The following is an 18,398-nucleotide window of genomic DNA, read 5'->3' as shown; positions in this document are numbered from 1 at the left end:
GGTCGGAGGATGGTGGGCATGGAACCCCTGCGGGCGGGCGATCCGGACCGGGTGGGCACGTACCGGCTGCTGGCCAGGCTCGGAGGCGGCGGCATGGGGCGGGTGTTCCTCGGGCGGTCGCGGGGGAGCAGGCTCGTCGCGGTCAAGGTCGTGCGGCCCGAACTGGCGGGGGACGAGCGGTTCAGGGAACGGTTCGCGGACGAGGTCGTGGCTGCGCGCAGGGTGGGCGGGTTCTACACGGCGCAGGTCGTGGACGCCGACCCCGACGCCGAGCCGCCATGGCTGGTCACCGCTTACGTCCCCGGCCCGTCCCTGGAACAGGCCGTTCATGCGCACGGTCCGCTTCCGCCGGCGACGATCGCCGTCCTGGGCGCGGGGCTCGCTGAGGGATTGGCCGCCATTCACTCGTGCGACCTGGTCCATCGCGACCTCAAGCCGGGGAACGTCATCCTCGCCGAGGACGGGCCCCGCGTCATCGACTTCGGAATCGCCCGGGCACTGGACGCCTCCCACCACACGCGGTCGGTCATCGGCACACCGCCGTTCATGTCGCCCGAGCAGACCTACGGGACGGAGATCGGTCCGGCCAGCGACGTGTTCTCGCTCGGCTCGGTGATCGTGCACGCGGCCACCGGCCGCGGGCCCTTCGGCGAGGGGCCCTTCGAGCCGCTGATCTACCGCATCCGGCACGACCCGCCCGACCTCGACGGCCTGCCTCACCGCCTCGCCGGCCTGATCGCCGGCTGCCTGGACAAGGACCCGGCCGCCCGTCCCGCCCTCGCCGAGATCCTCGACCACCTCGCCGACCCGCAGGACGCCGTCGGCGCTTGGCTCCCGCCCGCCGTCGTCACCGACATCGCCCACCTCCGCGACGCGACGCGCACTCTCGCGCCGCGTACCGGCGCGAACTCATCGACGCAGGACAAGCACGACCTGGTCCGCTCGCCGGGATCCGGTGCCGCCGGCTCGGCCTCCGACACGCCGGGCGCACGGCGGACCGGCGACGCCACGCACACGCCGGCCCCAAGAACAGGCGATGTGTTGGACCGCGGTGCGTCGCACGGCGACCGGGCGGCGGCGGGTACCAAGCCCGTCCGCGCGCCGGGGGCGACCACCGCCACCCGCACCGTGCCGCGGGGAGACGTCGGCGCGACGCCCCGGACGTCCGGGTTCTGGATCGGCCACTGGGCCAAGGTCTGCGGCGCGCTCGTCCTCTATCTGGTCGCGGGCCGACTGCCGATCATGACCGAGACCTGGACGGCCAAGCGGACCGGAGCGTTCGCGGCCGACCTGCACCTCGTCTTCGACCCCGCCGCCCCGTGGACCGAGCAGAAGCCCGCGGGCGTCTCCGGCGTCTCGTCGGACTGGGTGTTCACCGCGCTGGTAGGAAGCGGCGTGCTCCTGCTGGCGGCTGCCGCCGTCGCGCTGCCCCTGCTCACCGGTTCCGAACCCGCGCGGAAGGCGCTCTACGGGATCAGCTCGCTGTGGGCGGTGTGCGTCGGGCTGATATCCGTCGTACCGTTCATCACGCTCTTCGGGGACGGGATCGGCGACGACAACTCCGCCTACAACATCCGCTCCGTCCCACAGCTCGGCATGTACGCACTCTGGCTGGCGACCGGGCTCGCCTTCCACGCGATCCATCAGTTCCACCGAACCTCGCGTCCAGCGGAGGCGGAGTCGACCGCGGCCCCGGCTGATCAACCCTCGTAGCACTGTCAAGACCTTGCCTCACTTGGTGAGACGGCGGAGGCAATCAGGGCAGTGGCGATGCCGACCGAAGTCCGGCAAGAGGTCCGTGCTCCGGCCGGTGCGCGGCGCGGTAGCGGCCGGGGGGCTGGCCGACGACGCGCTTGAAGGCACGGGCGAAGGCGAACTCTGAATCGTAGCCGACCTCGCGCGCGATGCGGCGCAGCGGTGCCTGCCCCTCGCGCAGCAGCCGGGCGGCGACCGTCATCCGCCACGCGGTGACGTAGGCCATTGGCGTCTGGCCGGTCAGCGTCGTGAAGCGGCGGCTGAATCCGGTTTGTGAAGCACCGGCGGCCTGCGCGAGGGCCTGCACCGTCCACGGCCGGCCTGGATCACCGTGGACGAGAGCGAGTGCGGTGCCGACCGCCGGATCCTGTAGCGCCCTGGCCCAGCCCTCGGCCCCGCCGGCCCGCGTGACGAGCCAGGAACGCAGGACGTAGACGAACAGCAGGTCCAGCAGGGATGCCACGACCGCGGGTGCACCCGGTGAATCACCGTCGACCTCTGCGGCGAGCAGGCCGAGGGCCGCGGCCAGGCTGCTGCCGCGGGCTTGGCCTGCCGTGATGTGCACCACGGCAGGCAGCGACTCGGTGAACGGGTGGTGCGGCGCATGCTTCAGCAGGTAGGCCCCGCACAGCAGGCCTGTGATCGGCCCCTCCCCCTCGAGGACGAGATCGGCGCTGGACATCCCCTCGAGCGTCCCGCCGAACACCTCCTCGAAGGGCCGCGCTCGACGTCCCACGGCATCGGAGACGACGTGGCCGATACCGGAGGGCAGGAGGGCGACGTCACCCTGGGCGAGCAGGATCGGCTCACCACCGTCGGGAGTCAGGTAGTACGCCCCGGTGATGACCACATGGACGGTGGCGATCGAACGCGGGGCGAACGCGATGCTCCAGGGTCCGCTCAGCCGCGTTCGGCCGTAGGCGACGCTGCCGGTGCGGGTGGCGGCGACGATGTCGGCCAACACGTCGGTGACGACGTCGCGTTGGGCAGTTTCGGATATGGATTGGTCGGAAACCGTCATGGATCGTGCCCTGAAAGCGCTCCTACGGTGTCAATCGTTCACGGTCAACCTACTCGCTGGGGGCGAAGCATGGGCACCACTGTTCTCGTTCTGGGGGCGACCGGCCGGACCGGTCGGCGTCTCGTTGCGGAGCTCCTCGATCGAGGAGTCGTGGTCCGTGCGGCCTCCCGCAACCCGGGACGGCCGAAGCCCGGCGTCGAACCGGTCCGCTTCGAATGGTCTGACCGGCGCACATACGGCCCGGCTCTGGAGGGGGCCGACGGGATCTACCAGGTGCTGCAGCCGGCCGCTGCCGACGCCACCGAGGACGTCACGGCGCTGCTCGACGCCGCCACCACGGCAGGGGTGCGCAGGCTGGTCCATCTCTCCAACGCGACCGCTCATCTCGCCGACGAGGAGTTTCCGATGCGGCGAGTGGAACATCTCGTCGAGAAGTCGCCTGTGCCGAGCACGATTCTGCGGCCGAACGTCTTCGATGAGATCTTCACCGAGTATCCGGCAATCGTTCAGGGCGTGCGCGATGGTGTCGTGACTGTCCCGGCCGGCGACGGTCGCGTGGCTCCTGTCTCAGTGGCGGACGTGGCCGCGGTCGCCGCGGTGGCACTGACCGAGGACGGCCACGAGGGCAAGACGTATGCGCCGACCGGCCCCGACGCGCTCTCGTTCGCCGAGCTCACCGACATCGTGTCCGCTTCGGCGGGCAGGCAGGTGCGCTACCGACCCATCGCCCCGGACGAGTTCCGCTCCACCGCGCTCGGCGCCGGAGTCCCGGTCCACGTCGTCGACTTCTACGCCGCGATGTACGACGGGATCCGCCAGGGCTGGGCAGCACAGCCGACCGACGATGTGCTCCACGTCACCGGGCGGGCGCCGATCGCCTTTGCCGAATACGCGCGTGGCGCAGTGGGAGCCTGGCGCTGAGACGAGCAACAACCGGACGCCGTCGCCTAGGCAGGGCACGAACAGTCGGCTGGACGACTGTCCGGTCGCCGTCACGCCCCCACTCAGCAAGCTGCGATGAGACCCGAGTAGCCCTTCGTAGTGATCGCTACGGCTTGTGACTAGCGTTCGGTGCGCTCGTCGCCGCGTCCTCCAGAGTGAACGGTCTTCTTCTCGTCTCCGGCCCCGGCGTTTCTACGTGACGACTCGGGATATCGAACCTGGCCGCCGTCGGCGTGGGAGCCCTGTTCATCAGGGCACTGCCAGGGCGGTTATCGGAACTCTGTTCCGCCCTGGCCTCGGCGTCACGGACGCACTGACGATCCCGGGGGACCGGCCTGAGTTCAGCGCGACGTATTTCCTGGTCGTCTTTTCCGGGCTCGTCTGCGCTGTCCTGCTATCGGGCCTCGTCGATCAGGGCGTGGGGACCTGGATTTCGAGCACCACGCCGGCTGCTCTCCCGTCATCGGCTCGGGCACGTGCGGCACAGGGTGCATCCTCGAGCTGTCGCGGACGCACGGCGAGGAGAAGTACCCGTGGCTGAAGCCGAGTGATGAGGGTCGTCGCGACCATCGAAGGCCTCGGAAGCCTGCGCAACACGATCGTTGACGCCGACCCTGTGCATCCGCTGGACCGTCCCTAGGGCCTGTTTCTTGGATCGGCTGACGGTGGGCGTTGGTTGGGTCACTGTGGGTTGATGGGTCGTGGTGACTTTGACCGATGCGCAGTGGGAGCGGCTGGCGCCGTTGCTGCCGCCGACCGGCGGGCGGGGTGGACGGTGGGTCGATCACCGGCAGGTGATCAATGGGATCTGTCATCGGGTGCGGACCGGTGTGCCCTGGCGTGATCTGCCGACCGAGTTCGGGGAGTGGATCACCGTCTACAAGCGGTTTCGGCGCTGGTCGGCGGACGGGACCTGGGAACGGCTGCTTCAGGTGGTGCGGGCCCAGGCCGACGCCGCCGGTGACATCGACTGGCGGGTATCGGTCGATTCCACGATCGAGCGGGCGCATCAGCACGCGGCCGGCGCCCCGCACCGGCCGCCACCCGCCTCACCTGAAAGGGGGGACGGCGCCGGGACGAACCAGGACAACCCGTCATGGCGCGAGTTGGTGGCCCTGCTGGAGGAGGTGGCCCGGCAGGCGAAGCACTAGGACGTTCCCGCGGCGGGTTGTCCACCAAGATTCATCTGGCCGCCGACGGCCGCTGCAGGGTCCTGTCGTTCCTGGTCACTCCCGGTCAGTGGGGCGACAGCCCGCAGTTCATCGCGGTCCTGGACGCCATCGGTGTCGCACGGCTGGGGCCGGGCCGCCCACGCCGCCGTCCCGAGCACGTGCTGGCCGACAAGGCCTACTCCTCGCGGCCCACTCCTCGCGCGCCAACCGGGCGTATCTGCGCCGACGCGGGATCGGACACACTATTCCCGTGCCGACCGACCAGCGGCAGCACCGCCGCGACCGCGGACGCCGCGGCGGCCGACCGCCCGGCTTCGACCCCGAGCGCTACAAGCAGCGCAACACCGTCGAACGCGCCATCAACCGCCTCAAGCAGTTCCGCGCCGTCGCGACCCGCTTCGACAAACGCCGCTACCTGTTCACCGGCACCATCACCATCGCCGTCCTACTCATCTGGCTACGCACCTGATCCAAGAAACAGGCCCTAGGCGACGGTGGCGGGGGCGTGGTGGACGGGCTCCAGGGCGATGCCGAGGGTGGCGGCGTGGTTGATGGCCTTGGTGCGGTAGGCGGTGTCGGCCCGTGCCTTGGTGATCGTCGGGTGGGTCGCGGCCACACCGGTCGGCGGCTGCGTGCCGGCGGTGCCGTCCGGCGCGCTGGCCGCGGTGACCAGCACCGCCAGCGGCAGGCCGTGGGTGTCGGTGACGATGTGGCGTTTGCGGCCCACGATCTTCTTGCCGGCATCGGTGTCCTGGCCGGCGGTGGGCACGTCGATGGTGGTCTTGACGCTTGGGGAGTCGATGATGGGGGCGCTGGGCTGGGCCCGGTGCCCCTCCTGTTCGCGGACCAAGCGGAGCAGCCCGGTGAGCTCGGCGAATAGACGGCCGATGGACGGCGCACTGGCCATGCGTTCCTCGTGGCAGGCGGTCAGGACCGGCTCGATCAACGCCTGGCGGGCATCGGACAGATCACTGGGACAACCACGGCGCCTGCTCATGACCCGGCTGTACGTCAGGTGCCCAGGCGTATGCAAATCCGGCAAGGGTGCAGACCGCACCTCACCGAAGGTTTTGGGGCGAGGCAGATTTATGCGCGCAAATCGACCCCGCACCCGCCTCAATCGCATCCCGAAAGGCCTCAAGGCTCGCCCGCCCCATCGCCTCGCCCCTCAGTGTCCCTCCGGAATCGCCGTCGACCGCCGGTTACTGCGATGAGGTTCCCTCTTGGAGGGAACCTGCGGAACATGCCCTCGGCGGAGGAAGGTATCGGTCGAAGAGCGGTTGCCCTCTACTGAGGGTCCCTTTGCTGCCGACACCATCCGAGCGAACGACAACGCGTGATCCTTGGTCGCCGTCGAGCGAATCACGTTTTACGGCTGCCGTACTAGTGGGTCGTTTTCTGTTTAGTATGGCATGGTTTACCGTTGTTTCTGGGTGGCGTTTCGGGGTGCGGCTCGGGGTAGGGGATCGGTGATGCAGCTGCACTGGGCTCAATTTTTCGGTGTGCCGGGTGGTTGGAGGTGCAAGGATTTGCCGCGTGCTGAGCAGGTCACTGATCCGGTGACTTTTCACGGTGAAGGGCCGGTCTGGTCGTCGCGCTGGGGAGGGCTGCGGTGGGTGGACATGCTGGCCGGTGATGTGATGTCGCTGGGGGCCGATGGGACGGTCGGCCGGCGGCATGTCGGCGGTGTCGCGGCCGCGCTGCGCCCCCGGCGTGACGGGGGTGCGGTCATCGCGGTCGGGCGGGGTTTCGCGCTCGAGGACGCCGACGGCACGATGATGGTCCTGCCGGAACTGTGGGGCGATGAGGGCGTCCGTATGAACGACGGGGGCTGTGATCCGGAGGGCCGTTTCTACTGCGGTTCCATGGCCTATGGCAAGACGCCGGGTGCGGGTGCTCTCTATCGGCTCGATCCGGATGGTTCCACGGTCGTGGTGTTGGACGGCGTGACGATTTCGAACGGGCTGGACTGGAGCCCGGATGGACGCTTGGCGTACTACGTCGACACGGCCACGCAAGAGGTCGCGGTATTCGACTTCGACGGGGCCGAGGGTTTGACCGGGGGGCGGACGTTCGCGTCGATCCCTCCCGAGGACGGTGCCCCGGACGGCCTGACCGTTGACGCGGAGGGCGGGGTGTGGGTCGCGTTGAATCAGGGCGGGGCTGTGCGCCGGTATACGCCGGGTGGCGTCCTGGATGAGGTGGTGGAGGTGCCGGTGCGGGGAGTCACCGCGTGCGCCTTCGGTGGTCCGGGCTTGGACGAGCTTTTCATCTCCACTTCCCGCGAGGGCCTTCCTCCCGGCGACGATTCGCCCGCCGGGTCGCTGTTCCGGGCGATGGCGGGCGTGAAGGGCAGGCCGGTACGCGAGTTCGCGGGTTGATCGCCATCGCCCGTCCGGGCCGGTTCCGTCCTGCGCCTACTGGTCCCTGGGGCCGGGTCCGCTGGAACCGGCTGGATACTCCTCAAGAGGCACGAGGTCGTCGGACCAGGCGGACATGACCGGGGCGAGGACCCGCCATGCCTCTTCGGCTTCGTCGCCCCGGATGGACAGGGCGGCGTCGCCCCGCAGGACGTCCAGGAGCAGCCGGCCGTAGGCGGGCAGGTCGGCGGGCTCCATCTGGGCGGTCATGGTCAGCGGTGTGAGGGTCTGCGGACCGGGGCCGATTCCGGTGAGCGCCAGGGTCACGCTCTCCGGGTCGAGCCCGAAGCGGAGCACGTTGGGCACGGCGTCCCCGCTATGGCCGAAGGGCAGGTGAGGGACGGGCCGGAAGCGGACCGCGACCTCCTTGCGGTCGTGCTCGAGCGCCTTGCCGGTGCGGAGCCGGAAGGTGGTGCCGGACCAGCGCCAGCTGTCCAGTCGCAGTTCCACCTCGGCGAAGGTCTCGGTGCGTCCCTGCGGGTCCACGCCGTCCTCGTCGACGTAGGCGGGAACCCTGCGGTCGCCGATGCGGCCGGCGAGATAGCGCGCCCGGCGGGTGCGGCGCAGGACGTCCTCGTCGGTGAGCGGGCGCACCGAGCGCAGCACATCGATCTTCCGGTCGCGGAGGTCGCGCTCGCTCAGGCTGAGCGGGGGCTCCATGGCCACCAGGCACAGCACCTGGAGGAGGTGGTTCTGCACCATGTCCTTGAGCGCCCCGACTCCGTCGTAGTAGCCGGCCCTGTCCTCCAGGGTGAGGGACTCGTCCCACACGATCTCTATCTCGGCGATGTGCGCGCTGTGCCAGAGCGGTTCGAGCACGCGGTTGGCCAGGCGGCTGCCGAGCAGGTTCTGGACGGTGGTCATGGCCAGGAAGTGGTCGACGCGGAACACCGCCTGCTCGGGGACGACCTCGGACAGCAGCCGGTTCAACTCCTGCGCGTCGGTCAGGTTCTCGCCGAAGGGCTTCTCCAGGACGAGCCGGCTGCCCCGGGGGAGGCCCGCGCCGCGCACGGCCGTGACGGCGCCGGGGAACACGGCCGGGGGGAGGGCGAAATAGAGCGCGACCGGCCCATCACCGGCGATGAGGGATGCGAGATCGGCGGGGTCGGTGGCATCGGCTCTCCGGAACCGGGTGGCCCGGGCGACCCAGCTCCTGGCGTCGGCGGGAGACGAGCTCGCGTGCCGGTCGAGCTGCTCGGCCGCCCAGCCGCGGAAGCCCTCGTCGTCCCAGTCCTTCCTGTCGGCGCAGACCAGCTGGAACCCGTCGTCGAGGTGCCCGGCCGCGCGGAGGGCGGCCAGGCCGGGCAGCAGGTAGCGGGCGTTGAGGTCGCCGGTGGCGCCGAAGACGACGAGCCGTCCGATCATCCTGTCCGCCCTTCCCTCGCCCGGGCGAGCGTGACGCCGCCGGCGATGACACCGATGTGGCTGAACGCCTGGGGGAAGTTGCCCATGAACGTCCCTGACGACGGGTCGATCTGCTCGGGCAGCAACCCGAGTGGACTGGCGCGGGAGCACAGCGAGGCGTACAGGTCCTCGGCCTGCTCGGTCCGGCCCTGCAGCGCGAGGTTCTCGACCAGCCAGAAGCTGCACAGCAGGAAGGCTCCCTCGTCGCCGGCGAGGCCGTCGGGCGACTGGTCGTGCAGGTAGCGGTACAGCAGGCCGTCGCCGGCGGACAGGCGTTCGGCGACCGCCGCGGTGGTGGCGGTCATCCGCGGGTGATCGGCCGGGACGACCTTCCGCAGGGGGAGTGCGAGAAGGCTGGCGTCCAGCCCTCCGCCGCCGTCGAGGTGTTCGCTCAGACTCTGCGCGTCCTCGTCCCAGGAGCGTTCCAGGATCCGCCGGCGCAGCTCGTCGGCCGCGTCGCGCCAGGTGCTGAGCGGTCCGGGCAGGCCGAGCCGCTCGCCGATCGACGCGGCGCGGTCCAGCGCCACCTGGCACATCGCGGCCGAGTACGTGAAGACCCGGCCCTCGCTCCGCACCTCCCAGATGCCCTGGTCAGGCTGGCGCCACGCGGTCTGCGCGGTCCGGGCCAGCTCGGCCAGCCGGGTCCACAGGGCGGGTTGCAGATCGCCGCCGGCGCGGAGCCACTGGTCGGCGCAGTCCAGGACCTCGCCGTAGATGTCGTGCTGGCGCTGGTCGGCGGCGCCGTTGCCCCACCGCACGGGAGCGGACCGCCGGTAGCCTTCCAGACCCGGATCCTGGACCTCATCGGGGACGGGATCACCGCCGAGGGTGTACATGATCCGGGGCCGCGGGGTGCTCTCGAAGGCGTCCAGGACCCAGCCGAGGAAGGCGTCGGCCTCGTAGCCGAATCCGACGCGGCGGAACGCGAACACGGTGAAGGCCGCGTCCCGGATCCAGGCGTAGCGGTAGTCCCAGTTGCGGACCCCGCCGATCGGCGCGGGCAGCGAGGACGTGGGCGCCGCCACCAGCGAGCCGTTGATCCAGTCGTCGCACAGCTTCAACGTGATCGCGGCACGCCGGACCAGCGGCTCCTGCGGACCGGCGTAAGCGAAGTTCCGCATCCAGCGGCGCCATGCCTCGACGGTCTCCCGCAGCACCGCCTCAGGATCGAACCGGTGGTGGCGATGGACGCGGCCCCAGGACAGCGTCACGGCGAGACGATCGCCCTGTTGCAGGTCGTGCACGGTGTCCAGGCCGGCCAGCGGCCGGTTGGCGCGCAGGTGCAGCCGCAGGTCCCGCCGCCTGGGCGCCTGCACCTCGAGGCCGCTGGCGAGGACCCGGGTCTGCGCGCCGCCCCAGGGCCGCAGCTCCGCTCGCAGGCGGACGGTCCCGTCAAGGACGACGGCGGACCGGACGAGTTCGGCCCGGCTCCCGCCCGCGTCGTCCGACAGGTCCGCGTCCGCGCGGAGCCCCAGCGCGTCGGTGACCCTGAGCAGGCCGGTCGGGCCGCGCATCTCGGTCACCAGCACTGCGGTGTCGGGCTCGTAGTACTGGCGGGCCTCCCGGAGACCGTCCACCGTGAGAGTGAAATGGCCGCCGCGTTCGTGATCCAGGAGGCCGCACAGCAGCGGGTCGCTGTCGAATCGGGGCAGGCACAACCACGGAATCGAGCCGTCCGGACCGACGAGCGCCGCCGTCGTGCCGTCCCCGATCAGGCCCAGATCCTCCAGCCGGTGATAACCGTCGTGGCTGTGGACCGGCCGGAAGGGCGGATCCGGATCGAGCATGGCGAACTCCTCCTCAATTCCGTCCGGGCGTCGGGCCGATCCGAAGGGCCTTACGGGTGGAAGCCGGCCATCACGTCGTTGACGGGGAAACGCGCCGGCCGCCCGGTCAGGACCCGTACGGCTTCTTCGGCGGCGATGCGCCGCACCGTCCTGGCGGCCTCCTCGGAGTAGTAGGCGGCGTGGGGAGTGATGATCGTGTTGGGCAGCTCGAGGAGGGCGTTGCGGGGGCGCCAGTCGCGTTGCTTCGCGGGTTCCTCTTCGAGGTCGTCCAGTGCGGCGCCGGCGATCCATCCCTCGGTCAGGGCCTGGTGGAGCGCCGCGTCCTCCACGATGGGCCCGCGCGCGGTGTTGACGAGGATCGCGGTCGGCTTCATCCTGCGGAGCGTCGCCCGGTCGAAGGTGTGGTGCGTCTGCGGGGTGAGCGGCGATTGGACCACCAGGTAGTCGGCGCCTTCCACAAGGTCGTCGAAGGACACCGGCCGCACGCCGCGCGAGCGGATCTCGGCCTCGTCGATGAACGGGTCGCACGCCCAGACCTCGACGCCGAACGCCGCCGCGCGCTCGGCGATGAGGCGCGCGATGGCGCCGAAGGACAGCAGCCCGAGCACCCGCCCCCGCAGCCGCCAGATCGGCTGTCCGGTCTTCCAGTGCCATTCGCCCTGCCGTGTCGCTCGGTCGTACGCGCAGATCTTTCGGGCGGCGGCGAGCCAGAGCGCGACGGCGTGATCGGCGACCTCTTCGGCGCACCACTCGTTCGGCGCGTTGGTGACCTGGACGCCCCGGCGGGTCGCGGCGTCGACGTCGACGATGTCGACGCCCGTTCCGTAGCGAGCGATCACCCGGCAACGGGTGAAGGCGTCGATGGCACGGGAACCGACCCGCGCGTACTGGGTCAGGACGCCGTCGGCGTCCCGGCCCCTCTCGATCACCTCGTCCTCGCTCTTGCACTGTGCGGCGACGAGCCGGAATCCGGCGTCCTCGATGATGGCGCGCTCGATGTCGACATCGCCGAAGTCGTAGTCGGCGATCAGGATCGTGCCGTTGGAGTCAGTGCGAGTCACGCGGAATCCCCTTGGTGTCGGTGAGGTTCTGGTACGCCACCGCGAGTTCCAGGCAGCCCCCGCTGTCCAGCTGCCCGACCGTGGAGCGGTAGATCTCCTGCCACGGTGTCTGGTTCTCGAAGGCCGGCGGTATGTGCTCGGCCCTCCGCGCGGCGATCTCCTCCTCCGGCAACAGGACGTCGACACGTGCGTTGTCCAGGTCGATACGGATCCGGTCGCCGGTGCGCACGATGGCGAGGTTGCCGCCGATCGCGGCTTCGGGGCTGGCGTTGAGGATGGACGGGGCGTCCGAGGTGCCGCTCTGCCGGCCGTCGCCGAGCGCGGGGAGCGAGGTGACGCCTCGCCGGGCCACCGCGGACGGGAGTTCCATGTTGACGACCTCGGCCGACCCCGGATAGCCGATGGGCCCCGTGTAGCGGATGACGAGGATGCAGTGGTCGTCGATGTCCAGCTCGGGGTCTTCGATGCGGGCGTGGTAGTCCTCCGGTCCGTCGAAGACGATGGCGCGAAGGTCGACCGTCTGCGGCCGCCCGAGGTCTGGAAGGTAGCGGGCCCGGAAGTCGTCGGTGATGACCGAGGTCTTCATGACCGCGGAGTCGAACAGGTTCCCGGACATGACGAGAAGGCCGCCCCGCGGTGAGACGGGATCGTGGAAGGGGCGGATGACCGCGGGGTCGGCGGGCGGCACATCGGCGAGGTTCTCAGCGACGGTGTGGCCGGAGACCGTCATCGCGTCACCGTGCAGACGGCCTGCCGTCAGCAGCGACCGCATCACGCCGGGGACGCCGCCGGCACGGTAGAAGTCCTCGCCGAGGTACTCTCCGGCCGGTGCGGTGTTCGCCAGGACCGGGACGTCGGCTCCGACCCGCTGCCAGTCTTGGTTGGACAATGCCACCCCGGTATGCCGCGCGATGGCGTTGATGTGGATGGGGACGTTGGTCGACGCGGCGATGGCCGAGGCGACCACGATCGCGTTCTCGAAGGCCCGCATGGTCATGATCCGGCGCGGCGTCACGTCCTCGTGCACCAGGGCCACCGCTCGGCGGCCCGTGTCGTAGGCCATCTGCGCCCGCTCCCGGTACGGGGCCGGGATCGCCGCACAACCGGGCAGCGACATTCCCAACGCCTCGGCCAGGCTGTTCATCGACAGCGCGGTGCCCATCGTGTTGCAGTGCCCGATGCTGGGCGCGGACGCGCACACACGCGACATGTACTCCGCATAATCGATCTCCCCACTGGCCAGGAGCCGCTTCGACCGCCAGATCACCAGCCCCGAGCCCGTCCGCATCCCGTTGTGATAGCCGTTGAGCATCGGCCCCCCGGAAAGGACGATCGCCGGGACGTTCACCGTCGCCGCCGCCATCAGGCACGCGGGTGTCGTCTTGTCGCAGCCCGTCGTCAGGACGACTCCGTCCAGCGGATATCCGTAGAGCACCTCGACCAGTCCGAGATAGGCGAGATTGCGGTCCAGCGCCGCGGTGGGGCGCTTGCCCGTCTCCTGCAGGGGATGGACGGGGAACTCGAACGGGATGCCGCCGCCGTCGCGGATGCCGTCCCTGACCCGGTCGGCCAGGTCGAGATGGTGCCGGTTGCAGGGGACCAGGTCGTTGCCGGTCTGGGCGATACCGATGATCGGCCGCCCCGACTGGAGCTCCGCGGCGGTGAGGCCGAAGTTGAGAAAGCGCTCGAGGTACAGGGCGGTCATCTCCGGGTTGGCCGGATCGTCCCACCACGCCTGGCTGCGCAGCTTCCCCTTGACGTGCTCCGTCGGTGGCATAGGGCTCCTCGCCGACTTGTCCGGGTCTCCGCCCTCCCAGCGGGCCGGAGGGTGCCATGGCGCTGCGGAAGCGCGGGAAGCGCCGATGCCAGGTCCTGCGCGTGCGACACACCCGACCCGGCAGGACGCCCCTCCTGCGCGCACAGGTACCCGGCCCTCACTCCGGCATCCACTCGACCTGCGCAAATAACGGCAAAGACCGTTCACCCTGCTCCAGGTCGCCCGTGCTGCGGGGGGGGGGGGCGGCGGATCGGCGCTGGGCGGAGTGCTGCGGGGGGCGGATCGGCGCTGGGCGGAGGACTGGCGGGTCGGGTGGGCGCGGGCCGTCACGCGCCTTCGGGCGCCGGCGCCCCGAGGGGCACGGCCTCGGACATGATCTTGTCGATCTGCGCAAGATCGTCCTGGCTCGGGACGATGTCCAGCGCGCCGGCGGTCTCCTCGAGATCGGCCTGTCGCCGGACGATCGCGACCTGGAGGGCTTGGTACGCAAGCCCTCCACGCCACCGCGAGTTGCCCGATCGTGGCCCCCCGCTCCTGCGCGAAGCGACGAAGTTCGTCGACCACCCGCAGGTTGCGGCGTAACGCCCCCGCCGGTGAAATCCGGGCTGGCCGACCGCGCGCAATTGCCCGGCATCGAAATTCGAGGCACCGACATGGCCGATGAGTCCCTCGCCGACCAGGTCCCACAGCACCGCCGCGGTCTCCGCCGGCGGCGTCCTCGGATCGGGTCAATGGACCTGATACAGGTCAATGTGATCGATCCCCAGAGCGTCCAGGCTCTCCTCCACACCGCGCCGGATCCACGTCGGGCTGGAGTCGCGGACCAGCGTGTCGCCGTCCATGCGCAGCCCACCTTTGGTGGCGGTCACCACCTGGTCCATCTCACCGGCCAGCGCCCGCCCCAGCAGGCGTTCCGCGGTCCCGAACCCGTATCCCCGGGCGGTGTCGAAGATGTTGACGCCCAGGCTGCGGGCGTGGTGGATGCTCTCGATCGCCGACCGTTCGTCGACCTCGCCCCATTCCCTGCCGAACTGGCATGTGCCGTACGCGTCCGGCGTGACCCGAAGTCGAGTGCGGCCAAGCCCGACCGTCTCCATCTTTCGCCCTCAGTCGGTCTCATCCAGTGAAGCTCCCGTGCTTCGCACATATTGCGCCAATCTACACTGAGGAATATCCCGGTAAAGTAAATTCTTTTTCAACTCTCGTATACATCGAAGCGGCGGGAGTGTCGAGGTAGAAGCAGTTTTCGGCGGGAATGATGCTGCTCATGATGGACGCGTTGGCCAGTGAACTGGCCGCTCACATTACGACTCTTCACAAGGTATTGATCGCCATCGGGATCGTAGTGCTGCTGATCGTGCTCGTGGTCGCGCGGATCATCGTGGTGCGGCGGCACGCGCGAAGACGTTGAAGCGCCTCGGTCCCCATGTCGTACTTATCGGTGGTCGACATGGCCGGCCCGTGACAGGTTGCCGTATGCGAAATCCGCGGTACGCACGATCACTGGAATCGGTGTCTGCGCCGGCGGCTCGGATTTGACGCAGCCGTCTCTTGGGCCATCAGTGGTGGCGGGGCCGGGCCACTTGCTGTGGTTTACAAGGACGGGAGACAAGTCACGGCTTGCCCGGCGCCACCCAGCATGACCGGGTGGCTGGTGGGGCGTCCTTCGGCGTCTTGGGTGGCCAGTGGCCGCCGCTTGGGTGTGCGGACGTGGGCAATCCTCATGGGGCGCCATAGCTGCCGCGCGCCATGCGTCTCATCCCGCCTGCTGGCGGTGGCAGCGGTGGGCGGCGCACCGACGCTGGCGGCGTGTGGTGAGGACCGTCGGCGGGCTCAGCGAATACCACGTCGCCGAACGCTTCGGGGAACCCCAAGAAGGGGCGCTGCCTGGAAGAAGGTGATGATGTGGGCTGGCAGCCTTGCCGGTTGGTGCTGGCGACACCGTGCCGACATCCGAGCGAACATCGAGCTGACGTGCGGACATTTCGGGCACGGATCTTGGCTTGTAAGTACACGTTTACCCTGGTGAGGGGTGGTACGTCCGGCAGGATTCGAACCCGCAACCGTCGGTTTAGAAGACCGATGCTTTATCCAGCTGAGCTACAGGGGCTAGGCGCCTCCTAGTAGTTCGTGGGAAAGGAGTGCTGCGCTGCGTCGGCTATATGAGACCAGCCGCTTCGAGGTTAGGCGAGATGGATGCGTTTGGCGTCGGTTTCTGCGCGTACTTCGCCGATGAAGTTGTTGTGGTCTGAGGCGTCTTCCCCGGTAGATAAGCCAACGACCGCGGATCTCTTCCAGGAGGTCGTGCGCGGGGCGTTGAGGTCCAGGGGAGTGGTGCGCAGTTCCTCGAGCAGCGCCAGGCGCGGGCCTGGATCCTTCGGTGCTGTCGGCCATGACCCGCGCGCTCAGGTCGGCGTTGTTAGCGTCGTGCAGGGCGCGGCCGATGCGGTGGGCGCTCTCCTCGACTGGATCTATGAGACGTCCAGCACGCCGTCAGCGGGCAGGTTCGGCTGGGCGAGCGTCTGCGAGAGGTTGGCGAAGGCGGTGCAACCCGAGCCGGCTTCCTGTCCCACGACTACTGTATGACGGTCGTCGTCAAAGACGTAAGTGGTGATTGCTGCCCGAGCCTGGTGGCACCTACGGTGCCGTCGGGCGAGCCAAGGCGCGAAGTGAACGATGCCTGTAGATGGCATGAGCGCTCTTGGTGTCGCAGGCCGGCCACCTGCGGCAGGCTGCGCCGGACCCCGGCCGCTGCCGGCCCAGGGGGTGGTCCGTCGGGGCGAGGCGCTGTCCAATCGGCGGATTCGGGGAGTGCTCTCGCGTCCCGGCCCAGATGATCGGATCCACCATGATCACGTACGGCTCAGCGATAGTACCTGTGATAGAAAATCTTGGAGTCGCTCCAAGATTTCGCTTAAATGGTCTCTGACCCGTGGAAACGTTGGAGCGGGCGACGGGAATCGAACCCGCGTAGCCAGTTTGGAAGACTGGGGCTCTACCATTGAGCTACGCCCGCGAGGGGGCTGAGCCCTCGATCGTCAACCGTAGCGTACAGGGTGACGGGGAGCGAACGGGTCCGCGGTCGGAATGCCGGGTTGAGCGAGGCGGACGGGCCTGATCGGCATTAGACTTCACGGGTCGCCGGGGACGGCGGCCGGTCGCGGGCTGTAGCGCAGTTTGGTAGCGCACTGGCTTTGGGTGCCAGGGGTCGTGGGTTCGAATCCCGCCAGCCCGACCAGCAGGGCGTATCGCGGTCATGCGGCGCGGGCGCCGGTGTGCGGGTGCGGGGCGTCGTCCACCGTTCGTGTGCGGTCCGCGAGGGCGGCTTCGGCGGGGTGGCGCGTGGTCAGAAGGACGGCGGTGCCCGCGTCGGCGAGGGCGCGGAGGGTCGTCCAGATGCGGTGGATCGTTCCAGCGTCCAGGCCGGCGACCGGGTCGTCCAGGAACAGCACGTCCGAGCGGTTCACCAAGGCGAGTGTGAGGTCGAGGAGGCGGCGCTCGCCCGCGTCCAGGCGTTCGAACGGGGTCGAGGCGCGGGCGGTGAGGCCGGTCAGGCGCAGGGCGTCGGCCCTGGTCAGCGGGTCGAGGGTCCAGCGGCGCCAGGAGTCGACGGTCTCGGCGACGGTGAGGCCGGGGAACAGGCCGCCCTCCCGCCAGACGCTGCCGAGGCGCAGGCCGTCGCGGTCGGCGTAGGGGTCGAGCCCCTTGACGCGGACGGTGCCGGACAGCGGACGGCGCAGGCCCGCGGCCGTTTCGAGGAGCGCGGTCTTGCCGGCGCCGGCCCGGCCGAGCAGGGCGTGGACCTCCCCGGCGGGGACCGTGAAGGACAGGGCGGTGGACGGGCCGTCCTGGACGCGGAGCCCCGTCGCTTCGATCACTGCTCTCATGCTGCTCCTCCCAAGATCACTTGTTGATTGAACGGGGAAACCGCCTGGGTTTGCTTCCTGAGCTGGGGATACGTTCGTGGTCTGTAAGAACTTCGGCCCGGAGGAGGCAGGCATGAAGGCGGTGCAGTATCGCGAGGTGGGCGGGGCGCCGGAGGTCGTGACGGTGCCGGATCCGGTGGTGGGACCGGGGCAGGTGCTGCTGAAGGTGACCGCGGCGGGGGTCTGCCATTCCGATATCGCGGTGATGAGCTGGCCCGCGGAGCAGTTGGGGTTCCCGCTGCCGCTGACGCTCGGGCACGAGGGCGCCGGGGTCGTGGAGGCGCTCGGGGACGGCGTCGAGGGCGTGGCGATCGGGGAGTCGGTCGCCGTGTACGGGCCGTGGGGCTGCGGGACGTGCCTGATGTGCGCGCAGGGCAAGGAGAACTACTGCCTGCGGGCGGACGAGCTGGGGATCCGGCCGCCGGGGCTGGGCGCGCCCGGGGCGATCGCCGAATACCTCCTGGTCGACAACGCGCGCCATCTGGTGCCGCTCGGTGACCTCGACCCGCTGCGGAACGTCCCGCTGACGGACGCGGGCCTGACGCCGTACCACGCGATCAAGGGGGCGCTGCCGAAGCTGGTGCCTGGCAGCGCCGCGGTGGTGATCGGAACGGGTGGGCTCGGGCACGTGGCGATCCAGATCCTGCGGGCGCTGAGTCCGGCGCGGGTGATCGCACTCGACGTGTCAGAGGACAAACTGGAGCTGGCCCGGACGGTCGGCGCCCACGAGACGGTGCTGTCGGACGAGCGGGCGACGGCGCGGGTCCGGGAGCTGACCGGCGGGCTCGGCGCGCAGGCCGTGTTCGACTTCGTCGGGGCGCCGCCGACGGTCGCGACGGCGACGGGGGTCGCGGGCGTGGAGGCGGACGTGCTGATCGTCGGGATCGGCGGCGGCGTCGCGCAGCTCGGGTTCGGCGTCGTGCCGTACGACGCGTCGGTGCGGGCGCCGTACTGGGGGAGCCGCGCCGAGCTGATCGAGGTGCTGGAACTGGCGCGGGCCGGTGTCGTGGACGTGCACGTCGAGACGTACTCGATCGACGAGGCGCCGGAGGCGTACGAACGGCTCCACGCGGGCCGGGTCAACGGCCGCGCGGTGATCCTGCCGAACGGCTGAGCCGCGCCGCGCCGGCGGG

The 18,398-nt window shown here is 69.9% G+C and carries 12 protein-coding genes, 2 tRNA genes and 2 pseudogenes; 7 read left to right on the top strand and 9 right to left on the bottom strand.

The window, feature by feature from the left end; genetic code table 11:
- The first annotated feature begins 18 nt into the window (after positions 1-18).
- Positions 19-1,713 (top strand): serine/threonine-protein kinase, encoded by a 1,695-nt coding sequence (locus F9B16_RS26335; protein WP_151542821.1) that lies wholly within the window; start codon positions 19-21, stop codon positions 1,711-1,713.
- Positions 1,714-1,756: 43 nt separating this feature from the next.
- On the opposite strand, the gene F9B16_RS26330 is transcribed toward F9B16_RS26335, so the two are convergent.
- The gene (locus tag F9B16_RS26330; RefSeq protein WP_151542819.1) at positions 1,757-2,776 is read right to left on the bottom strand and encodes an AraC family transcriptional regulator; all 1,020 of its coding nucleotides are present in this window, start codon (positions 2,774-2,776) and stop codon (positions 1,757-1,759) included.
- Positions 2,777-2,845: 69 nt separating this feature from the next.
- On the opposite strand from F9B16_RS26330, the gene F9B16_RS26325 reads away from it, so the two are divergent.
- The gene (locus tag F9B16_RS26325; RefSeq protein WP_151542817.1) at positions 2,846-3,697 is read left to right on the top strand and encodes an NmrA family NAD(P)-binding protein; all 852 of its coding nucleotides are present in this window, start codon (positions 2,846-2,848) and stop codon (positions 3,695-3,697) included.
- Positions 3,698-4,412: 715 nt separating this feature from the next.
- Positions 4,413-5,359 (top strand): annotated as a pseudogene (locus tag F9B16_RS26315) (IS5 family transposase).
- Positions 5,360-5,374: 15 nt separating this feature from the next.
- On the opposite strand, the gene F9B16_RS26310 reads toward F9B16_RS26315, so the two are convergent.
- Positions 5,375-5,797 carry a transposase gene (locus F9B16_RS26310; RefSeq protein ID WP_192809002.1) on the bottom strand — a complete coding sequence of 141 codons (423 nt, stop codon included), beginning with the start codon at positions 5,795-5,797 and terminating at the stop codon, positions 5,375-5,377.
- A gap of 565 nt (positions 5,798-6,362) precedes the next feature.
- Here F9B16_RS26310 and F9B16_RS26305 point away from each other — a divergent pair.
- The gene (locus F9B16_RS26305) at positions 6,363-7,271 is read left to right on the top strand and encodes an SMP-30/gluconolactonase/LRE family protein (RefSeq protein ID WP_151542813.1); all 909 of its coding nucleotides are present in this window, start codon (positions 6,363-6,365) and stop codon (positions 7,269-7,271) included.
- 36 nt (positions 7,272-7,307) lie between these two features.
- Here the strand turns inward: F9B16_RS26305 and F9B16_RS26300 are convergent, their stop codons facing one another.
- From F9B16_RS26300 to F9B16_RS54195, 5 genes and pseudogenes are all read right to left on the bottom strand, one after another.
- A complete protein-coding gene (locus tag F9B16_RS26300; protein WP_151542811.1) occupies positions 7,308-8,675 on the bottom strand; it encodes a glucose-6-phosphate dehydrogenase in 1,368 nt (455 codons plus the stop codon).
- Entirely contained in the window at positions 8,672-10,501 is a 1,830-nt protein-coding gene (locus tag F9B16_RS26295; RefSeq protein ID WP_151542809.1) for a glycoside hydrolase family 15 protein, read from the bottom strand. The genes F9B16_RS26300 and F9B16_RS26295 overlap by 4 nt, the downstream gene beginning before the upstream one ends.
- A 50-nt stretch (positions 10,502-10,551) precedes the next feature.
- Entirely contained in the window at positions 10,552-11,562 is a 1,011-nt protein-coding gene (locus F9B16_RS26290) for a C-terminal binding protein (protein ID WP_151542808.1), read from the bottom strand.
- Positions 11,549-13,339, bottom strand: coding sequence for an IlvD/Edd family dehydratase (locus F9B16_RS26285; RefSeq protein WP_151542807.1), 1,791 nt, complete (start codon positions 13,337-13,339; stop codon positions 11,549-11,551). The genes F9B16_RS26290 and F9B16_RS26285 overlap by 14 nt, the downstream gene beginning before the upstream one ends.
- A 326-nt stretch (positions 13,340-13,665) precedes the next feature.
- Positions 13,666-14,436: pseudogene (locus tag F9B16_RS54195) on the bottom strand (aldo/keto reductase).
- A 158-nt stretch (positions 14,437-14,594) separates the two neighbouring features.
- On the opposite strand from F9B16_RS54195, the gene F9B16_RS51185 reads away from it, so the two are divergent.
- Positions 14,595-14,750 carry a hypothetical protein gene (locus tag F9B16_RS51185; RefSeq protein WP_192809001.1) on the top strand — a complete coding sequence of 52 codons (156 nt, stop codon included), beginning with the start codon at positions 14,595-14,597 and terminating at the stop codon, positions 14,748-14,750.
- A gap of 1,531 nt (positions 14,751-16,281) precedes the next feature.
- Here the strand turns inward: F9B16_RS51185 and F9B16_RS26275 are convergent.
- A tRNA-Gly gene (locus tag F9B16_RS26275) sits at positions 16,282-16,355 on the bottom strand.
- Between the two features lie 145 nt (positions 16,356-16,500).
- On the opposite strand from F9B16_RS26275, the gene F9B16_RS26270 reads away from it, so the two are divergent.
- Positions 16,501-16,577, top strand: a tRNA-Pro gene (locus F9B16_RS26270).
- Positions 16,578-16,593: 16 nt separating this feature from the next.
- On the opposite strand, the gene F9B16_RS26265 is transcribed toward F9B16_RS26270, so the two are convergent.
- Complete coding sequence (locus F9B16_RS26265; RefSeq protein WP_151542806.1) at positions 16,594-17,226, bottom strand: ATP-binding cassette domain-containing protein; 633 nt, start codon at positions 17,224-17,226, stop codon at positions 16,594-16,596.
- Positions 17,227-17,338: 112 nt separating this feature from the next.
- Between F9B16_RS26265 and F9B16_RS26260 the strand changes: the two genes are divergently transcribed.
- Entirely contained in the window at positions 17,339-18,379 is a 1,041-nt protein-coding gene (locus tag F9B16_RS26260; protein WP_151542805.1) for an NAD(P)-dependent alcohol dehydrogenase, read from the top strand.
- The last annotated feature ends 19 nt before the right edge of the window (positions 18,380-18,398 follow it).

Source organism: Actinomadura montaniterrae (assembly GCF_008923365.1).
GTDB lineage: Bacteria > Actinomycetota > Actinomycetes > Streptosporangiales > Streptosporangiaceae > Spirillospora > Spirillospora montaniterrae.
Note: the sequence above shows the minus strand (reverse complement) of the source record. Positions and strands in the feature narration are given on the sequence as shown.